The sequence below is a fragment of the Elizabethkingia argenteiflava genome, from assembly GCF_009904105.1.
GTDB lineage: Bacteria > Bacteroidota > Bacteroidia > Flavobacteriales > Weeksellaceae > Elizabethkingia > Elizabethkingia argenteiflava.
In genome coordinates, this window is the sequence record NZ_JAAABJ010000240.1 from 1 (window position 1) to 17,690 (window position 17,690).

The 17,690-nt window shown below is 36.6% G+C and carries 15 protein-coding genes and 2 pseudogenes; 10 read left to right on the forward strand and 7 right to left on the reverse strand.

All coding sequences use genetic code 11. The features are described 5' to 3' along the window. Nucleotides 1-310: 310 nt before the first annotated feature. Nucleotides 311-2,458, reverse strand: a complete 2,148-nt coding sequence (locus GNY06_RS02185; protein ID WP_166518598.1) for an endonuclease MutS2 — start codon at nucleotides 2,456-2,458, stop codon at nucleotides 311-313. Nucleotides 2,459-2,723: 265 nt separating this feature from the next. Between GNY06_RS02185 and GNY06_RS02190 the strand changes: the two genes are divergently transcribed. Next, nucleotides 2,724-3,368 carry a uracil-DNA glycosylase gene (locus GNY06_RS02190; RefSeq protein WP_166518599.1) on the forward strand — a complete coding sequence of 215 codons (645 nt, stop codon included), beginning with the start codon at nucleotides 2,724-2,726 and terminating at the stop codon, nucleotides 3,366-3,368. Between the two features lie 510 nt (nucleotides 3,369-3,878). Here GNY06_RS02190 and GNY06_RS02195 read toward each other — a convergent pair. Both GNY06_RS02195 and GNY06_RS02200 read right to left on the reverse strand, forming a co-directional pair. Then, complete coding sequence (locus GNY06_RS02195; RefSeq protein ID WP_166518600.1) at nucleotides 3,879-4,298, reverse strand: hypothetical protein; 420 nt, start codon at nucleotides 4,296-4,298, stop codon at nucleotides 3,879-3,881. 10 nt (nucleotides 4,299-4,308) lie between these two features. Then, nucleotides 4,309-4,824, reverse strand: a complete 516-nt coding sequence (locus GNY06_RS02200) for a DUF456 domain-containing protein (RefSeq protein ID WP_244614336.1) — start codon at nucleotides 4,822-4,824, stop codon at nucleotides 4,309-4,311. Nucleotides 4,825-4,867: 43 nt separating this feature from the next. On the opposite strand from GNY06_RS02200, the gene GNY06_RS02205 reads away from it, so the two are divergent. The 6 genes from GNY06_RS02205 (at nucleotide 4,868) to GNY06_RS02230 (ending at nucleotide 11,579) form a co-directional block, all read left to right on the forward strand. Beyond that, a complete protein-coding gene (locus tag GNY06_RS02205) occupies nucleotides 4,868-6,124 on the forward strand; it encodes a mechanosensitive ion channel family protein (protein ID WP_166518601.1) in 1,257 nt (418 codons plus the stop codon). A 34-nt stretch (nucleotides 6,125-6,158) separates the two neighbouring features. Then, nucleotides 6,159-6,878 (forward strand): pyridoxine 5'-phosphate synthase, encoded by a 720-nt coding sequence (locus tag GNY06_RS02210; protein ID WP_166518602.1) that lies wholly within the window; start codon nucleotides 6,159-6,161, stop codon nucleotides 6,876-6,878. A 79-nt stretch (nucleotides 6,879-6,957) separates the two neighbouring features. Beyond that, the gene (locus GNY06_RS02215; protein WP_166518603.1) at nucleotides 6,958-7,734 is read left to right on the forward strand and encodes an alpha/beta fold hydrolase; all 777 of its coding nucleotides are present in this window, start codon (nucleotides 6,958-6,960) and stop codon (nucleotides 7,732-7,734) included. Between the two features lies 1 nt (nucleotide 7,735). Beyond that, nucleotides 7,736-8,746 (forward strand): NAD-dependent epimerase/dehydratase family protein, encoded by a 1,011-nt coding sequence (locus GNY06_RS02220; RefSeq protein WP_166518604.1) that lies wholly within the window; start codon nucleotides 7,736-7,738, stop codon nucleotides 8,744-8,746. A 3-nt stretch (nucleotides 8,747-8,749) separates the two neighbouring features. Next, on the forward strand, nucleotides 8,750-10,513 hold the full coding sequence (locus GNY06_RS02225) for an AMP-dependent synthetase/ligase (protein ID WP_166518605.1): 1,764 nt from the start codon (nucleotides 8,750-8,752) through the stop codon (nucleotides 10,511-10,513). 10 nt (nucleotides 10,514-10,523) lie between these two features. Beyond that, entirely contained in the window at nucleotides 10,524-11,579 is a 1,056-nt protein-coding gene (locus tag GNY06_RS02230; protein WP_166518606.1) for a diphosphomevalonate/mevalonate 3,5-bisphosphate decarboxylase family protein, read from the forward strand. Between the two features lie 129 nt (nucleotides 11,580-11,708). Here the strand turns inward: GNY06_RS02230 and GNY06_RS13985 are convergent, their stop codons facing one another. Together GNY06_RS13985 and GNY06_RS13990 are read right to left on the reverse strand one after the other, a co-directional pair. Beyond that, nucleotides 11,709-12,206: a glycoside hydrolase family 18 protein gene (locus GNY06_RS13985; RefSeq protein WP_244614337.1), complete on the reverse strand. Its 498-nt coding sequence runs from the start codon at nucleotides 12,204-12,206 to the stop codon at nucleotides 11,709-11,711. After that, nucleotides 12,184-12,723, reverse strand: a complete 540-nt coding sequence (locus tag GNY06_RS13990; RefSeq protein ID WP_244614338.1) for a glycoside hydrolase family 18 protein — start codon at nucleotides 12,721-12,723, stop codon at nucleotides 12,184-12,186. The genes GNY06_RS13985 and GNY06_RS13990 overlap by 23 nt, the downstream gene beginning before the upstream one ends. Nucleotides 12,724-13,208: 485 nt before the next feature. Between GNY06_RS13990 and GNY06_RS02240 the strand changes: the two genes are divergently transcribed. The 3 genes from GNY06_RS02240 (at nucleotide 13,209) to GNY06_RS02250 (ending at nucleotide 16,423) form a co-directional block, all read left to right on the forward strand. Further along, on the forward strand, nucleotides 13,209-14,318 hold the full coding sequence (locus GNY06_RS02240; RefSeq protein ID WP_166518607.1) for a 5-(carboxyamino)imidazole ribonucleotide synthase: 1,110 nt from the start codon (nucleotides 13,209-13,211) through the stop codon (nucleotides 14,316-14,318). 115 nt (nucleotides 14,319-14,433) lie between these two features. Continuing rightward, nucleotides 14,434-14,937: a 5-(carboxyamino)imidazole ribonucleotide mutase gene (gene purE / locus GNY06_RS02245; protein WP_166518608.1), complete on the forward strand. Its 504-nt coding sequence runs from the start codon at nucleotides 14,434-14,436 to the stop codon at nucleotides 14,935-14,937. A gap of 157 nt (nucleotides 14,938-15,094) precedes the next feature. Then, nucleotides 15,095-16,423 (forward strand): hydroxymethylglutaryl-CoA synthase family protein, encoded by a 1,329-nt coding sequence (locus tag GNY06_RS02250; protein WP_166518609.1) that lies wholly within the window; start codon nucleotides 15,095-15,097, stop codon nucleotides 16,421-16,423. Between the two features lie 87 nt (nucleotides 16,424-16,510). Here the strand turns inward: GNY06_RS02250 and GNY06_RS15075 are convergent. Further along, a pseudogene (locus tag GNY06_RS15075) lies at nucleotides 16,511-17,361 on the reverse strand (dicarboxylate/amino acid:cation symporter). Between the two features lie 177 nt (nucleotides 17,362-17,538). Then, a pseudogene (locus GNY06_RS02260) lies at nucleotides 17,539-17,690 on the reverse strand (IS1 family transposase); the annotation flags it as partial.

Here is a 17,690-nt window from a genome sequence, read left to right on the forward strand (position 1 = left end):
ATCATAGATTCCAGAAAGTGCTTCACCATTGGAGACAGAATCCCATCGGTGCCAGTCATTTTTTTTCCAGAATAAAGGCCGGCAATAGTCTCATTCTTAAAAGACTCAAAGTCAAATTCTTCTTGTGCCATAAGATATTATATTTAAAGATAATGGTTATGAAACAGTTCGAGATACAACCTCAGACATGCAGCTATTATGGTATTCCATGATAACTTTTTAACTTACACATTTAATGAGATAGTGTCTCTTTTCCTTTTAAGTATAGCTTTTTTTGATCAGTCTATACGCCATCCTTTATATGATGCTCTTAGATTCTCTCCAATTCGTCAGCATCAATAGTCGTAGTAAATCTTCCATAGTTAACCACCACTTTGCTTTTAGAAACTTTCTCTATAGTACCTACACTAGTACTCCCCGTAATACGGACCCTTTGTCCTACCTTAAGCCATAAAGAGCGCTCCTCTTTTCTTTTTTCTTCTAATTTTTCATGCGTTTCAGCGATTTTTTCTTTTACTTCTTCTTTTTTTAGTTGTTGGGTAAGTTTTCTTTTTACCACTTTAAGTTTATCAACAGTGGTTTTGTTGGTTTCTTTTCGGCGGTATTTTTCTTGTTCTAAGATTTTGATAAAATCTTTTACGATATCCTTGCGGGATTTACCATTGATATAGCCGTCGATAAAAGACTCTACACGATGACCAAATTGGAGTTTTCTGTGCTCCTCTTCGTAGAGTCTTTGGAAATTAAATAATTTTTGTTGAAGTTGTTCATTTAATTTCTGTAGATTATCCCGTTTATCCTCTACGGATTCCTTTCTTTCTGTAAGATCAGATTTTAATTTTTCTACTTCATATTTCTCCTGTTGGAGTTTCACGATGGTTTTATCTAAATTAACAATGTCATGCTCCACCTTACTTTTGGCATTTTTAAGAATAAAGCGTGGAATTTTGTTTTTTTCAGCTACTTCAAAGGTAAAAGAGCTCCCAGCCTGTCCTATTTCCAATTTGTATAAAGGTTCAAGGGTCTCTTCATCGAATAGCATAGCAGCATTCGTGGCATGAGAAAGCTGCTCTACTACCAATTTAATATTGGTGTAGTGGGTGGTAATAATGGCAAAGCTTTTTTTATCGTAGAAAAACTCTAAAAAAGCTTCCGCTAGGGCTCCCCCCAGTTCAGGATCCGATCCTGTTCCGAATTCATCGATGAGTAAAAGGCTGTGCTCATCTGCTTCACGGATAATACCCGCCATTTTTTTTAAACGAGAGGAGTAGGTGGAGAGGTGATTTTCTATGGATTGATTGTCTCCAATATCTGTGTGTATCTTATCAAAGAAAAACATTTCCGATTTGGGGTGTACCGGTACCAATATACCACTTTGGATCATCAGTTGTAATATTCCTACAGTTTTTAAGGTAATCGATTTACCGCCTGCATTCGGTCCTGAAATACAGATAATTCTGTTTCCCTCTGAAAGTTCCAGTGTTTGTGGATAAATGGGCGTGTCGGTCTCTCGGTTTTTTAGCCAAAGTAGTGGGTGAAAAGCATTGATAAGTTTGAGTCTTCTGTCTTTATTAAGAATCGGCAAAACCGCATTGATTTTGTGGGCGAATTTGGCCTTTGCCTGTGTTAAATCTACATCGAAAATATAAGTTTGGTAGTCTTCTAGCAAAGTTTTATATACAGCAATTTCAGCTGTTAGCAGGCGTAATATTCGATCTGTTTCTTTTTTCTCTTCCTCTTCATTTTCACGAAGTCGGAATTGATGCTTTACCACATTTTCTGGCTGTATATAGGTGATAGACCCAGTTTTTGAAACTCCCAAGGTTCTACCTGGAACTCTTTTTTTGAAACCTGATTTTACGGCTAAAACTCTTTGGTCATCAATAATAGTTTCTCGGATATCGTCTAATAAATCGGATTGGCCATATTGGAGTAAGGCGTGATTAAAGTTGTCCTGGATAGCCTTTCTGGCATGGCTTATTTCTTTTCTTATTATTTCCAATTGCGCCGAGGCGTCGGATTTTACCTCTCCATAGCGATTAAAGACCTGATTAATCTTTTCAATAATCTCCTTTGTAAGCTCTATTTTCTGAGACTCTGCAAAATGTAGCGGATAATAAGCGTTGAACTTTTTGAAGAAAACCACCAATTTTCCTACCAGTATGGAGAGGTTTTTAATCTTCATAAAAGAAATAGCATCCAAACGGTAATTTTCAATAGTCATTACTTTTAATTCCGCTTCTATATCTTCATATTCATGAAAAGGAATGGCATTGTCATTCTCAAATGAAGCTGTATATTCCGAAACTTTAGTCAGACTTATTTTCGCTTCCTCCCATGGTAGAGGTAAAATATGGTTAATCTTCTTTGCTATTTTAGGAGAAAAAGCAAAAGGAACAATCTGTTCTAAAAGCTGAGGGAATTCTAATTCCAATAAATTATCTTTTGTTACTTGCACCTTGCAAAGATAATCAATGCGCTAAAAATACCCATTGACTTTAATTAAATGTAGGAGGCAGGCCGTAAATAGATAGGACCCCTCCCCGGTAGAAAGCCTACGATAGAAGTAGAGCAAGGTTTTTCTGTTTTAAAATTAAATATTATTCGCCGGTATTGACCAGATAAAAAAATAAAAAAAGTAACTTTGGGGGCTTAGAACAGGCTGTTTTTTGAAATGCTGTTTTTAAAATTGGTGATCGATTTGTTAGTGAAAAAAGAAAAGTATGACGTGGTCTGAAGTTTTAGAGCCTATTAAAAATTCCGAATATTTTATCACCTTATGGGCAAAGGTGAACCGAGAATATAAGGAGCGACAATGTTTCCCTCCTAAAAATAAAATTTTTAGAGCCCTAGAACTGACCTCTTTTGAAGAGGTAGAGGTGGTAATTATCGGCCAGGATCCTTATCATAATGATGGGCAGGCAAATGGTCTGTGCTTTTCAGTATCAGAAGGCGTACCTGCGCCCCCTTCCCTCAAAAATATATTTAAAGAACTTCAAGAAGATCTTCATATTAGCCGTACACAAAAAGAATTGGATGATTGGGCCGGGCAAGGCGTTTTGCTGTTAAACGCTACCCTTACTGTGCAGGCACACCAACCTAACTCTCATAAAGATCTGGGTTGGGAAAGCTTTACAGACTATATAATACAGCAAATATCAGAGAAAAAAGAGAATGTAGTTTTTGTATTGTGGGGTGCTTTTGCTCAGAAAAAAGCAGCTTTAATAGATGATTCGAAACATTATATTCTTACATCCTCACACCCTTCCCCTTTTTCGGTCTATAGAGGTTTCTTCGGAAGTAAACCTTTTTCGAAGATTAATGAATATCTTCGCTCTAAACACAAAAAAACGATTGTATGGGGATAGGTAGATTATGGATGTTTATTTAAAGAAAAGGAGAGAGGAAAGCGGTTTTCCAATATCTTTTTCGTAGATGTAGTCGGAGGGTTGTTTAGCAGAATATTTAATACAACTATAGACTTTTCTATTCCTTGTTTGTGATTATCTTCAATAAGTATCAGCTCTTTTCCTGACGAGTGTAAAGTTTTTTTGAAAAGGTATTCAGAGACTGTCATATGGTTTAATTAATCTCTTCTAAATTGTATGAAAAATAATAAGCTTAAGTTAGGAGGAAAGCTTCCTGGCATAATATATCTTATTTTGTAGGGGGTGAAGTTCTAGGCAGGTAGAGGGTAAAATCATTAGGCTGTTTGGGTTTTATGCAGGATAAATGATTTAGTCGGAATCATCATTCTTCTCCATAGTAATATAAATACTCAGTACTATCCAAGGCTATTAAAAATAAAATCAGACAGATCGGAATTGAATGAATTATCCATCCAGATGGAGTGCGAAGGTCTGAATGAGACTGGGCTTTTAGTTCGGTTTATCCTTTTTCTCAACCTTCAGTTGGATCGTATAATCCGTGATAGGAGTTTGCATCGATAGCTTTTCCGGTGATAAGGTTTCTAAAGTATAATTATATCCCTTAATCATGAGAGTCTTGCTATAGTTTTGGTTTGGCATATTTTGAGTATCCAAAGTGAAATTTTGATCATTTACTTTAAGTTGAACTTTCGCATTTCCTATCCACATACAATTTCTATCTTTGGGGCAGCGTGAATCTTCTGTTACCCCTACAAATTTAATCTTCAGGTGGTTTTGTCGGAGTTCTTTTTCCTCTCCTAATTTCAATTTAAGGATTTGATCTTCGGTCTGAAGATTGTTTACAGGTGTTTTGCAACTAAAAAGTGCGGTGATTCCTACTAAAATTAAAAAGAAAGGGGATGTCTTCATACGTTAAAAATTAAATAAGATCTTTTAATACGGTAATTAATATGGCGGCAGCAAGAGCAAAACTAAATCCAGAGCTATAAAGATAGCCTATAAAGATCTCTTTTGTAGAGTGAAGCGCTTTCCTGTACTCATCGCGATTATAATATAATTCGCCTAGATAAGCACCGAGTAACATGCCTACTAAAAAACCGAATATAGTGGATATAAAAAATACACCAAGTAGGGTGCCTATAAATGCTGTTAAACTAGCTGTATTACTATTGCCATATCTTTTTTTTACATCAATAGAGATAAAATACTTCAGCGCAATGGAAATCAGGATGAGGATTCCAAAAATCAAAAGATACCATAGGGACATATGAGAGTTTGTACCAAACCTGTAGATTAAAAGTCCAGCATAACTTACGAGTAAGCTGGGTAAAATAGGCAAAAAAGTACCCAAGATACCGATGATGAGCAATATAATGCAAATAAGAGTCAAGAGATTTTCTTCCATACCATTCGAAATATGTGCTAAATATAGCAAAATTAAAGAAATATAAAGAATAAATTGTTAATTTTGTAATACAATGAGTGAACTGTCTAATACGAAAGATTTCTTACAGTATATTAGTGATAGTATCCATCTATTTATTGCCCATAACGTTAGTGGGCCTTATCAATGGATGGTACAGGTGCTGGTAAAATTTATTTTCCTCCTTTTCCTGTTTTTTTTGATAGATCTCATCCTTAAGCTTATACTAAGGCCTTTCCACAAACTTATAATTAATAAAGATAAGTTTTTTATATCAAAAGCATTACGAAAATCTAAAATTACCAGTTCTCTTGCTGATATTCTTGCCTTGGCTTTTGTAAAATTAGCTTTAGAATCCGTATTCTATAGGCATCCTACTAGTTTTACTGTATTGAGCGTAGGGGTGAGGCTAATGCTCACTATTTTAGCAGCTGTATTATTCTACCGCTGTCTGAAAGCGCTGGGCTATTATTATTCATTAAAAAAGGACAGTTACCGTGTGATGGCATTTAATGCCATTTCGCAGACGGTTAGGATTTTTGGAATTCTCATTTTTAGTTTTATTGGTATTAGTCAGATATTTGGTATTCAGGGGACAACTATTTTAGGGAGCCTTGGGGCTATTACTGCTGTTTTGGTATTGGTTTTTCGGGATATTATTTTAGGATTTGTTACCGGCATACATGTAGCCACTTCCAGAAACCTTAAAGTAGGTGATTGGGTGGGGATTGCCAAATATAACATCGAGGGTGTGATTGCGGAAATTAGTTTGCTTACTACTAAAATTGTGAATTTTGATAAAACGATTTCTACTGTTCCTACCTATGATCTCATGTCTACCGAGATTAAAAATTATCAAGTAATGACAGAGGGGAGTCTTAGAAGAATTAAGCGTTCCATGATTTTTAATATTAAATCGTTTCGGTTCCTAACTCAGGAGGACTATGATAGGTTGCAGCAAGTGAAGTTAATTTCGGATTATATCGTGACCAAGAGAAATGAAATAGAATCCGAAAAATTGTCTTTCTCCGAGAAAGACAGTCTCTTGAATAAAAGACAACTAACCAATATTGGAGTTTTTCGAAAATATGTAGAGAACTATCTGCGAAGTAATCCGAATATCGAACAAAAAGAAATTATTATGGTCCGTCATCTGGAAGTCACTCCGCAGGGATTGCCTTTGGAAATATATTGCTTTACCATTTACTCTCAATTGGTAGATTACGAGAGGGTTCAATCTGATATTTTCGATCATTTATTGGTGGCCGTACAAAATTTTGAATTGGAAGTGATGCAAGTGAACCGGGTTTAAAATGAGTCAATAAAAAACAAACATACAGTATAAAATGACAAAACTAAGCGTCAATATTAATAAGATAGCGACTTTACGGAATGCTAGAGGTGGAGACGTGCCAAGTGTAACTCAGGTAGCGGCGGATATTCAGGGGTTTGGAGCTCAGGGTATCACCATTCATCCGCGTCCAGATGAAAGGCATATTACCAGAAAAGATGTTTACGATTTAAAACCATTAGTATCTACAGAATTTAATATCGAAGGTAATCCTCATCGCTCTTTTATTGATATGGTCTTAGAGGTTAGACCTGATCAGGTAACCTTAGTGCCCGATGCAGATAACGCTCTCACTTCTAATGCCGGCTGGGATTGTAAGAAGCATGAGGAGAAGTTAACCGATATTATCACGACCTTTAAACAAGCTGGAATTAGAACTTCCATTTTTTTGGATCCTAATCCGGATATGCTTGAATATGCAGTAAAAACAGGTACGGATAGAATTGAATTGTATACAGAATCTTATGCTAAGCATTATAATAAGAATAGAGCCTTGGCAATAATGCCTTATTACGATACCGCACTTAAAGCCACCGAATTGGGCTTGGGAATTAATGCGGGTCATGATCTTAGCTTGGATAATTTACAATATTTTGTGAGTCAAATCCCGAATTTACTAGAAGTTTCTATAGGTCACGCGCTTATAGCCGAAGCGCTTTATTTGGGTTTGGAGAATACCATTCAGGCGTATTTGAAGCGTTTAGCTAAGGGGTAAATTAAAAATTAGAAAAGAATCCGAAGGCGATTATCTTCACCTTTATATCACAGATAGGATCTTAAAAATTAAGTAATAAATGAATATATTACATTCGAAAATATATGGCCAAAATCAGTCAGAGACTCCTCTTTTGGTGTTCCACGGTTTATTTGGCATGTTGGATAACTGGGGAAGTTTCGGCCGCGAATTTGGAGAGCTGATGCCTGTACACCTGATCGATTTGCGCAATCACGGCAAGAGTTTCCATTCTGAAGAAATGTCCGTAGAAGCTATGGTAGGAGATATCAAGGCCTATATAGAGTACCATGGTCTAGAAAAAGTAAATCTCCTAGGGCATTCTTTAGGAGGTAAAGTGGTGATGCAATTCTCTATTGTCTATCCTGAAAGTGTAGCAAAGCTAATCGTAGCCGATATAGCACCTAAAGCTTATCCACCTCATCATCAGGGGGTTTTAAAAGCACTTAACTCAATAGATTTGGTAAACATGTCGAGTCGTAAAGACGTAGAGATCCAGTTGAGTAAATATATTCCGGAGCCTGATATTATTCAGTTTCTATTGAAAAATTTATATTGGACAGAAGATAAGAAGTTGAGTTGGAGATTTAATCTTGATGTTCTAACCAGAAAATATGAGACTTACATTACCAGTGCCATTAAATTTGGAATTTACCAAGGAGAGACACTATTTTTGGCCGGTGATCGCTCCCATTATATATTACCTCAGGATAGTTTTTTAATCCGTCAGCAATTTCCACATGCTGAGATTAAAAAAATTATAAATGCCGGACATTGGTTACATGCAGAAAATCCTAAAGATTTTAAAGCAGCTGTTAAAGAATTTTTAATACACTGAGATGATTTTAGTTACAGGAGCTACAGGTATCTTGGGGAGAATGATCGTTTTGGAGTTGCTGAAGAGGGGGTTTGATGTGAAAGCTACAAAGCGTCCTTCAAGCGATATAGAGGAAGTAAAGCATTCCTATGATGCCTATACGGATCGGACGGAAGAATTTTTTAATAAAATTCAATGGGTTGACGTTGATTTTGATGATGTCTATGGGCTGGAATATATATTAAAAGAAGTGACAGAAGTCTATCATTGTGCAGCAATGGTAAGTTTTAATCCTAAAAGTAGGAAGGCTCTTTTTCACACCAATGTAGAGGGGACCAAGAACTTGCTATATGCCTGTGAATCTTCTAAAGTTAAAAAGTTTTGTTTTATCAGCTCTATAGCTGTATTGGACGGATTTAATGAAAATGGAGAGCAAGATGAGGATTCTGATTTTAAACCAGTATTGGACCACTCCATTTATGCGGAATCCAAACATTTTTCGGAAATGGAGGTATGGAGAGCTTTTTTCGAGGGGTTAAATACTGTGATAGTCAATCCCGGGGTCATCATAGGAAGTGGAAACTGGCAGCGTAGTAGTGGACAGTTGTTTAGAACCTTAGAGCGCGTGCCCTATACATTTTCAGGGAGTTCTGCTTACGTCGATGTGAGAGATGTGGCAAACATAGCGGTAGATTTAATGAAAAACAATATCTTTGGCGAGCGTTTTCTAGCAGTGGCCGAAAATTGTACTTTTAGAGAAGTTGCAACGCAAGTACGCAGCAGACTAGGGCTTTCTGTACCGAAAGTGATTCCGGATAGGTTGCTGCAATGTATGGGGATTTTTAGCATTTTAGGCTTTCTTTTTCCTGCGCTTAAGTTGCTGAATAAAGTCAATATTCAGGCGTTGGTGTCGTCTAGTAAAATATCTAATAAAAAGATAAAAGATAGGTTGGGTTATCAATTTATACCAGTTAAAGAAAGTATAAACTTTCACATGGACAATTATATTAAAGATAAAAATTTGAAGAGGTAAAGCATGAATCTTGCACAAATAATTATAACTCGCAATATTGAAAAACAAGCCTTAAAGCCGGCTATAGGTTTTAAGAAGGGAAATCAATGGGCGGAATTGAGTTGGAAAAAATTTAGTCAAACAATTGCAAAAACAGCCAATGCCCTAAAAACCGCTGGTATTAGAGAGAATGATAGAGTGGCTATTTATGCTGATAACTCTGCAGAATGGATCACTTTTGATCTGGCGATTTTATCCATTGGAGCAATAACGGTTCCCGTTTATGCTACCAATAATGCAGAGCAAACCGAATATATTATCAATGATTCCCAAGCCAGTATGGTTATGGTAGGCAATCAGAAACAGTATGAGATCTGTTATAGCTTGCTTCAGAAGAATCAATTTTTAAAGAGCATTATCGTTGCTAAAGATAAAGAAATTACAAAAAAAGAAGATACGGTTTTTCTGAGTGATTTTATAGCAGATCAATCGATGGAAATTGAATTTTGCCCTAGATCCTATGAGGACTTAGCCACTATTATTTACACTTCTGGAACTACAGGTATCCCAAAAGGGGCTATGATTACCCATGGAAATCTCAGGAAAGGATTTGATGCACATTTTGAATTTTTTAAATTCAAAAATTTTGAGGAAGAGGTGTCTTTGGCTTTTTTGCCGTTGACTCACGTTTTCGAGAGAAGTTGGTCTTTACTAAGTTTATATGGAGGAGCTAAGGTTTATTTTCTTGAAAATCCCAAGGAAATCGCACACGCATTGGCAGAAATAAAACCTACGATGATGTGTACGGTGCCGCGGTTTTTTCAAAAAGTATATGCAGGTATTCACGATGCAGTGGAAAAAAGTACTTCTACAAAAAAGAAAATTTTTCATTGGGCCGTAAGCGTAGGAAAACATTATGCGGCTCTTAAAAGAACTGAAAAAAGGGTACCTTTTGTGTTAAATTTCAAATATAGATTAGCAAATCTTCTCGTCTTTAGTAAAATCAAGCAGAAAATGGGAGGGCGTCTTTGGTTTACCCCGTGTGGAGGAGCTTCTATTTCACCTGAAGTTACCGAATTTTTTGATGCCATAGGACAACACCTTACTGTGGGCTATGGTCTTACCGAAACTACTGCTACAATAGCGCTGTTTCCCTTTACTCAATTTGAATACGGAACCTGTGGTAAGATACTGCCAGGGGTTGAGGTGAGGATTGGTGAAAATAGTGAAATACAAGTAAGAGGAGATGGCATTATGAAAGGTTATTTTAATAAATCCGAGGAAACGGAAGCGGTGTTTACTCCGGATGGATGGTTTAAAACTGGGGATGCCGGGGAAATTGATGAAGCCGGAAATCTTACGATTACCGATCGTATAAAAGATTTATTAAAAACCTCTAATGGAAAATATATAGCCCCCCAGCAGGTAGAAAATACCCTTTCTAACAACAGCTATATCCAACAGGTTATGGTGATTGCAGAGGGGAGACAGTTTGTATCTGCACTAATAGTGCCCAATTTCGAGTTTCTAAAAGCCATGTTGGAAAAAATGAATATTCCTTTTACCAGTTGGGAGGATATTCTAAATAGAGAAGAAATAGTAAAATTATACAGAACAAAAATTGAGGAATTCCAACGAATCTTAGCCTCTTTTGAGCGGGTGAAAAAATTTATATTAATGCCTGCTGAATTTGAAATGGGGAGTGGTGAGATTACTCCGACCTTAAAAATCAAAAGAAAGGTTGTGTTAGAAAAATATAAAGATCTTATCGAGAGGATGTATAGTTAACGAAAGAGGTATGGAGGAAGAATTTTTGGGAAATATAAATTTTAGGACCAGCCATCAGATAGTATCACAAAGCTGTCCTTCTAATATAGCATTGATTAAATATTGGGGAAAATCTGATACTCAGATTCCGGCTAATCCAAGTATCAGCTATACCCTCAGTCATTGTAAAACCAACACTACTTTAGAGTTTTTAGCAGACGAGAAATTTTCAGTGCAAACTTTTTTGGCTGGAAAGGAAGAAGAGAAATTTGCTAAAAAAATTGAAGAATATTTTAGAAAGATACAAGTTTATCTGCCCTGGATTCTGCAAGGGAAGTATTGTATTAAAACAGAAAATACTTTTCCGCATAGTTCGGGCATAGCCAGTTCTGCTTCTGGTTTTGGGGCCATCGCAAAATGTCTAATGCAATTGGATCAGATTTTTACAGACCAGAATGGAGAAGAATACACGCTTAGAAAAGCTTCATTTTTAGCCAGGTTGGGAAGTGGCAGTGCTTGTAGAAGCCTATATCCGGGCTTAGTTGTTTGGGGGCATACCAAAGAAGTGAGGGGTAGTTCAGATCTATATGCCGTGGCGTATCCCCCTCATCAAATTCACTCTGTTTTTAAACGTTTTCACGACTGGGTTTTATTAATTTATGAAGGTGAAAAAAGTGTTTCCTCTAGTGTGGGCCACGCATTGATGAAAACCAATCCCTATGCTGAGAGGCGTTTTCAGGAGGCTCACGAAAATTTACACAAGCTTACCACTATCCTCCAGGAAGGCAATATGCCAGGTTTTATAAAACTTGTCGAGCACGAAGCTTTAACGCTTCACGGGATGATGATGATGGGTGACCCAGCTTTTATTCTAATGGAAACAGGTACTTTGCAGGTGATCAATAAAGTGTGGGAGTTCCGCAGAAATACAGGTTTGCCCTTATTTTTTACCTTAGATGCGGGGGCTAATGTTCATTTATTATTCCCTCATCATATAGAAGATCAAAGGATAAAAACATTTATAGAACAGGAGCTATTAACGTTCTCTCAATGTGGACGAGTAGTAAAGGATGAAATTAGTTTTTAATACAAAAATAGGCTATCCTTCTCATGGGTGTCAGATAAGGCTAATAGCTTATCAGTTCTTATTTTTGTTAAAAATAAGTAACCTGCCTAAAACCTTTAGGCAGGTTACTTTTATGGATAAACTTACACTTTACCAGTCTTTAGCGAAGGGAGTTTCACTATATACCAATTCATCACTGTATAGTTCTTTAGCCAGAAGTTGCAGAGCAGGCAGCTGGAGGGATCTGAAATTTCCGTTATAAGGATCCATTGAAAAAATCATGTGAGCTCCGTAACCGGAGTTTCGTAAATTTCTTAGGGCATCGGGGCTTGCAAAAATATTTCGGACAAATTCCTGAGAGGAAATTGCCATACGGGAGCGTGGCAAACCAGGATAGTTGCTGCTCAAGTCCGAATCAACGCCGTAATCTTGGATGGCGTAATCTATAAAGTTGCCAGCCCATTTTCCCTCTACAGGATCAGGAAAAGAAGCGGTTCTGTTGTATACATAAACGCTTACTAATTTATTGGGCACGGCTTTCTTAGTTTCATAGCATAAGCGGGCTGCAGCATTATTGGAAGGTGTTACAAAACCTCGGGGAGGAGGTGATTGATAAGAAGAATATTCATCGTCGAAAAAAAACACCATCTAAATCATAGGTTTCACACGTATTTTTAAGTTCTTGTGCAAATTGCTGTGCACGTTCTGTTGAAAGATTAGCAATACCCGATCGGTCCCAGTTTCCTAATATACTTAATATAACCTTTATACCTTTGTTTTTAAGTGGTTGAAGGTATTTTTGGCGATTGGTTAATAAGTGTTGTACACTTTGGTTATTATGAACGTATACTTTGTCATTTTTTTCATCATAATTAATATTTGCAGAAAATAAAACCACCATATCCACTAAAGGTTTTCCACTGTTTTTCAAGGTAAAATTCAGATTGTTAAGAGGGTTGGTGTTGCCCACCTCTGTAATGCTAAAAAGTAGGATCCCCGAGTCTTTCATATTTTTAGGAAGAGATTTTCCTACCTCTTTTGAATGGAGTGTAGTATTTTCGTGTATTTCATCATTATTTTGATAGCAGGAGATGCATAAAAATGGAACCGTTAACCATATGAGTACATATCGCCATATAGTTAGATGATAAGATAAATTTTTCATGGTGTTGGTAATTAGGTTTTATAAAATTATTTTAAAATCGACTGTTTTTCATGATTATGTGAAAAATAATTTATATAACAGTTTTTTTATATAAAATTAAGAAATAAATAGTTGTTTTAATGTAGATTCTCATGGTTTTTTTATTCAGTCAGTAAGCTTACTTACCTTATAATCAAATGTTTTCGTTTTGGGTTAGCAGGAAGCTTAAGTATATATTTTCAACTACCCGATATATGATAATCTATGACTGTCTGCTCTGCGAATGGAATGTGATAGAGCTCTTTATAATCTTACTAAAAATAGGGCTTGATAAAGTTTATATTTCATTATTTTTGCACATAAAATGAGCCTATTATGCTTATTCTTAAGAGCATTACAGAGGATCAATAAAGAAGCATTATTTATCGGTTGTATACTATTTTTGAAGTTATACGGTCACGATGAAGACTGCCTTAGGGTATAAAAATAAATCTAAATAATAAAAAATGAAAATAGGAATCTTAGGAGGGGGACAACTTGGAAGAATGTTTATTCAAAATGCCTTAAAATACGATGATGAATTTTATACCTTAGACCCTTCTATAGACGCACCTTGTCATAATATCTCTCACTTTGTACAAGGTGATTTTAACGATTATGATACCCTTGTAGCCTTCGGAAGAGATAAAGATTTGCTGACTATAGAGATCGAGCATGTGAATGTACAAGCCTTAGAAACTTTAGAAAATATGGGGGTTAAAGTAATCCCTTGTCCCATGATTATTAAAACGATTCAACAAAAAATTCTTCAGAAAAAATTTTACCAGGAGCACCATATCCCAAGTCCCCATTTTCAAATTGTGGCTTCCCGTGCTGAGCTTAATTTAGCTTTACCCTTTGTACAAAAAATAAATATGGGAGGCTATGACGGGAAAGGTGTTCAGATAATACGTACTGAAAAAGATTTAGAAAAATTTTGGGAGGAGCCTTCAGTAGTAGAAAGTTTAGTGGATATAGAAAAAGAACTTTCGGTGATTGTAGCCCGAAACGAAAGTGGAGAAACTATGACATTCCCAGTTACCGAGATGATAGCAGATCCAGAGCTTAATCTTTTGGATTTCAATATATGTCCTGCATCTGTGGATAAAGAGGTGCTGTCCCAGATTGATGCGATTGCTCAAAAATTCTTGGAGGTAGTGGATTCGCCCGGATTGTTTGCTATAGAGCTGTTTTTAGATAAAAAAGGAAAAGTCTGGGTAAACGAAATTGCACCAAGATTACACAATTCAGGTCACCAAAGTCAGGAGGGAAATGCAAATTCACAATTTGAACAAATGTACCGTGTTCTAAAAAATATGCCTTTGGCAGATACCGATATAACAGCCTATAGTGGAATGGTCAATTTGGTAGGTGCAGCAGGTTTTACCGGTAAAGTAAAGTATAATGGACTTCAACAAGTGCTCAAATTACCCAAAACCTATATTCATTTATATGGAAAACAGCAAACCACACCCGGTAGGAAAATGGGACATATCAATACATTAGCAGATTCTCGAGAAGAACTGGTCGAAAAATTAAAAAAAATAAAAGAAATCATAGAGGTAAGAGCAGAGTAAGAAATGACTTTTTAAATAAAAATCTAAACAGGCTCATACGTATACTACTCCTCGGTAAGTAGATCCAATAAAAATCCGTTTTTAATCTTTATCTTTGGTTCTATAAAAAAGTAAGATGATAGGAATTATTATGGGCAGTCAGAGCGATTTGCCAATTATGGAGCAGGCCGCTTATTTTTTAAATGATTTAGGCGTTCCCTATGAACTAACGGTGGTTTCTGCACACCGCACACCCGAAAGAATGTTGACTTATGCCAAGTCGGCTAAAGATAGAGGCTTAAAGGTGATTATTGCTGGAGCTGGAGGAGCAGCTCATCTCCCGGGTATGGTAGCCAGTTGTACGACCTTACCCGTTATTGGTGTTCCTATCTTATCCAGTAATTCTATTGATGGGTGGGATTCAGTATTATCCATTTTACAAATGCCCAGTGGAATTCCAGTAGCCACTGTAGCCTTAAATGGAGCCTTAAATGCAGGGATTTTAGCTGCAAAAATATTAGCAACTGCTGATCAAGAGCTCGCTCATCGATTGGAAAAATACCAGAACGCTTTGCAGGATAAAGTATTGGATACTGTAGACGTCATTAAAACTCAGCATCCGAATGGCTATGATAAGTGAGTTTATTAAAGATTAAAAGCGAGATAAGAAAAAGCTTTTTCTTCGTTCTGATATCCATGATTCCGGCTTAGACTATTTTAAAATAATATAGCCTATTTTTTTATTTTTTGGTTTCAACTTCCTAACTTCGTAGGGTTTTTTATAAAAATGAATATTTATGAAAGTAGGAGTGCAATCGGTGTCTTATTATGTGCCGCATTTATATTTGGAAATCAAAGATTTGGCAGTTCAGCGAGGGATAGATCCTTTAAAGCTAGAAAAAGGTTTGGGGCTTCATAAAATGGCGTTTCCAGATGTACATGAGGATGTTGCCACTTTTGCGGCCGAGGCATTATTAAGATTGATGAAGGATTATGAAATAGATCCCAGAGAGATTAATAGAATATATTTAGGAACCGAAAGTGCTCTAGATGCTGCAAAGCCTACTGCTACGTTCGCTGTGCACATGGTAGAGCAAGTCTTGGAGTACCAGTATGGAGAACGCTGTTTTAAAAACTGTGATGCAGTCGATATGACTTTTGCTTGTATTGGTGGAGTAGATGCATTGCAAAATGCTTTGGATTATGTACGGGTAAATCCTCATAAAAAAGCCATTGTTATAGCTTCCGATTACGCCAAATATGAATTGGCTTCTGGTGGTGAATATACCCAAGGTGGAGGAGCTGTAGCCTTATTGATTTCTTCTCAACCTGATTTATTGGAAATAGAAAATCATTGGGGAGTAGGTATGGAAAGCGTTTTCGACTTTTTTAAACCACGAAGACATTACTCTAAAGAAGCCCTCCAAAATGCCCCCGAAAATTATCCAGATAAGATTGAGATTTTTTCCGATGAACCTGTATTTGATGGTCAATATTCAAACGAGTGTTTTAAAGATAGAATACGTGAAGCCTATCTGCATTACAAAGAGGAGAAAGGAATAAACGAAAATGCTTTTAAAGACTGGCGATTTTTAATCTTTCATTTACCTTATGCTTTCCATGGGAAAAGAATATTTAGCGAAATTTTTGCTTTGGAAAATGATTTAGCTTATTCTACAAATGAAGAGGTAAAGCTTGTAGCAGGTAGTGAAGAGTATAAGACCCTTGTAAAGGAGAAAATAGAACCCTCTCAGCGGGCATCTTCGGAAATAGGAAATATGTATACCGCTTCTTTATTTATGGCTCTGCTTTCGGCATTAGAGGTCTCTTATCAAAGAGGAGAGGATATTGCAGAACAGAAAATAGGCTTTTTCGCGTATGGAAGTGGATCTAAATCCAAAGTATTTACCGCGACTGTAGGTAAAAACTGGAAGCATGTCGTGGAAAAATGGAAACTGTTTGATACTTTAAAACAGCGGCAGGCGATAGATTTCGATACCTATGAAAAACTTCACCGTAAACAGTTGGATACCCCCGTGAATATGAATAAAAAAGGATTTAAATGGGATTTTACTGAGGAAGAAAACCCTGTACTAAAGGGTGCCCGGTATTATCGATATCAATAAAAAAAGCGGAAATTCCGCTTTTTTTATTCTAATAGAAGGGCTGACCATTATTTTTACTAGATGATTTTTATCCGAAGCTAAAAATTTTCAGTCTATCGGGGGATTGAATTTTTCACCCGTAAGTCGTGTTACCACCATAGCGGCAACTGTATTACCTGTAGCGTTTAAAATCGTGGATAAGGGATCAACCAGAGTACCGATAACGATAACTGTTGGAATAGCCTCCTGAGGAAGTTGGTAAGCGGAGATAATCAGAAGTTCTCCAATATAGCCACCAATGGGAATACCTCCTTCAACAGCGCTAACTAAGAGCGTAATTCCTATCGCGATCATGAGGTTGTTAAATTCAAAAAAATTCCATCCTACCAACATAAAAGCCACATATATCTTGACAATAGAGGAAATGGACGAACCATTTTTATGAATCGTGGTTCCGATAGGGATCACCACATTGGCGATAGCATCCGGAATCCCTATTTTTTTGCAGTTTCCAAATTTGTGGGCATGGTAGCAAGGCTGCTGCAGGTGCTAATTGCGGTAAAAGAGGGGAGTATATTATTTTTCCAGAAAAGTTTTATCCCTTTTGGACCTCGTCCAATAAAAGCATATAGCGAGAAAAATACAAAAAAATATAGAATTTCCATAGCGTGAAAAATACCTAAAGGTTTAGCATAAAAACCCCAAAATTGCGAACCAAGCGTACCTGCTTGATATGCGATGTAGGCACCCAAGCCTATAGGGGCTATTTTCATAATAAGCCTTAATAATTCCTTCATCACTTCATTGCCTCCTGGCATAAATTTTCGAAAAACATCTGTATTTTCGTCAGAAGAATGTCGAAGTACAATTCCTAACAGAAATGCAAATATCAGCATGGCTAACATATTGTGGCGGGACAGTAGCATATAAAACTCTCCTACAGTAAAAAAACGAACCATTTTTTCCTTCCAGTCTTCAGGGGTTGCTATATTTTGGGTAATATTGGAAATGATAGTAGTCGAACTGGATTTTTCAAGTGGGAACAGATAAATAAATCCGACATTGCTAATCAAATATAGATAGTGTTTTATTACGATGGTGCATTAAAAGAAGTATCGCTCATCTGAGCATTTCTATTTTTTAGAATAGCATTTGGACTTTCTTCTCATTCTTGCTAAAAAATGCCCAAACAAACTATTATAAGCTTCTACGGTGAATGTTTCTGATTTTGTCTGAAGATGCTTCTCTTTAGGAACAATGCTTTGGTAGCTTTTCCAGTGATCACTTG

Coding starts and splice junctions, on each gene's coding strand:
- GNY06_RS02215 (WP_166518603.1), top strand. CDS start 6,958: ATGAATATATTACATTCGAAAATATATGGCCAAAATCAGTCAGAGACT.
- GNY06_RS02230 (WP_166518606.1), top strand. CDS start 10,524: ATGGAGGAAGAATTTTTGGGAAATATAAATTTTAGGACCAGCCATCAG.
- GNY06_RS02190 (WP_166518599.1), top strand. CDS start 2,724: ATGACGTGGTCTGAAGTTTTAGAGCCTATTAAAAATTCCGAATATTTT.
- GNY06_RS13985 (WP_244614337.1), bottom strand. CDS start 12,206: ATGGTGTTTTTTTTCGACGATGAATATTCTTCTTATCAATCACCTCCT.
- purE (WP_166518608.1), top strand. CDS start 14,434: ATGATAGGAATTATTATGGGCAGTCAGAGCGATTTGCCAATTATGGAG.
- GNY06_RS02210 (WP_166518602.1), top strand. CDS start 6,159: ATGACAAAACTAAGCGTCAATATTAATAAGATAGCGACTTTACGGAAT.
- GNY06_RS02225 (WP_166518605.1), top strand. CDS start 8,750: ATGAATCTTGCACAAATAATTATAACTCGCAATATTGAAAAACAAGCC.
- GNY06_RS02205 (WP_166518601.1), top strand. CDS start 4,868: ATGAGTGAACTGTCTAATACGAAAGATTTCTTACAGTATATTAGTGAT.
- GNY06_RS13990 (WP_244614338.1), bottom strand. CDS start 12,723: ATGAAAAATTTATCTTATCATCTAACTATATGGCGATATGTACTCATA.
- GNY06_RS02220 (WP_166518604.1), top strand. CDS start 7,736: ATGATTTTAGTTACAGGAGCTACAGGTATCTTGGGGAGAATGATCGTT.
- GNY06_RS02240 (WP_166518607.1), top strand. CDS start 13,209: ATGAAAATAGGAATCTTAGGAGGGGGACAACTTGGAAGAATGTTTATT.
- GNY06_RS02250 (WP_166518609.1), top strand. CDS start 15,095: ATGAAAGTAGGAGTGCAATCGGTGTCTTATTATGTGCCGCATTTATAT.
- GNY06_RS02195 (WP_166518600.1), bottom strand. CDS start 4,298: ATGAAGACATCCCCTTTCTTTTTAATTTTAGTAGGAATCACCGCACTT.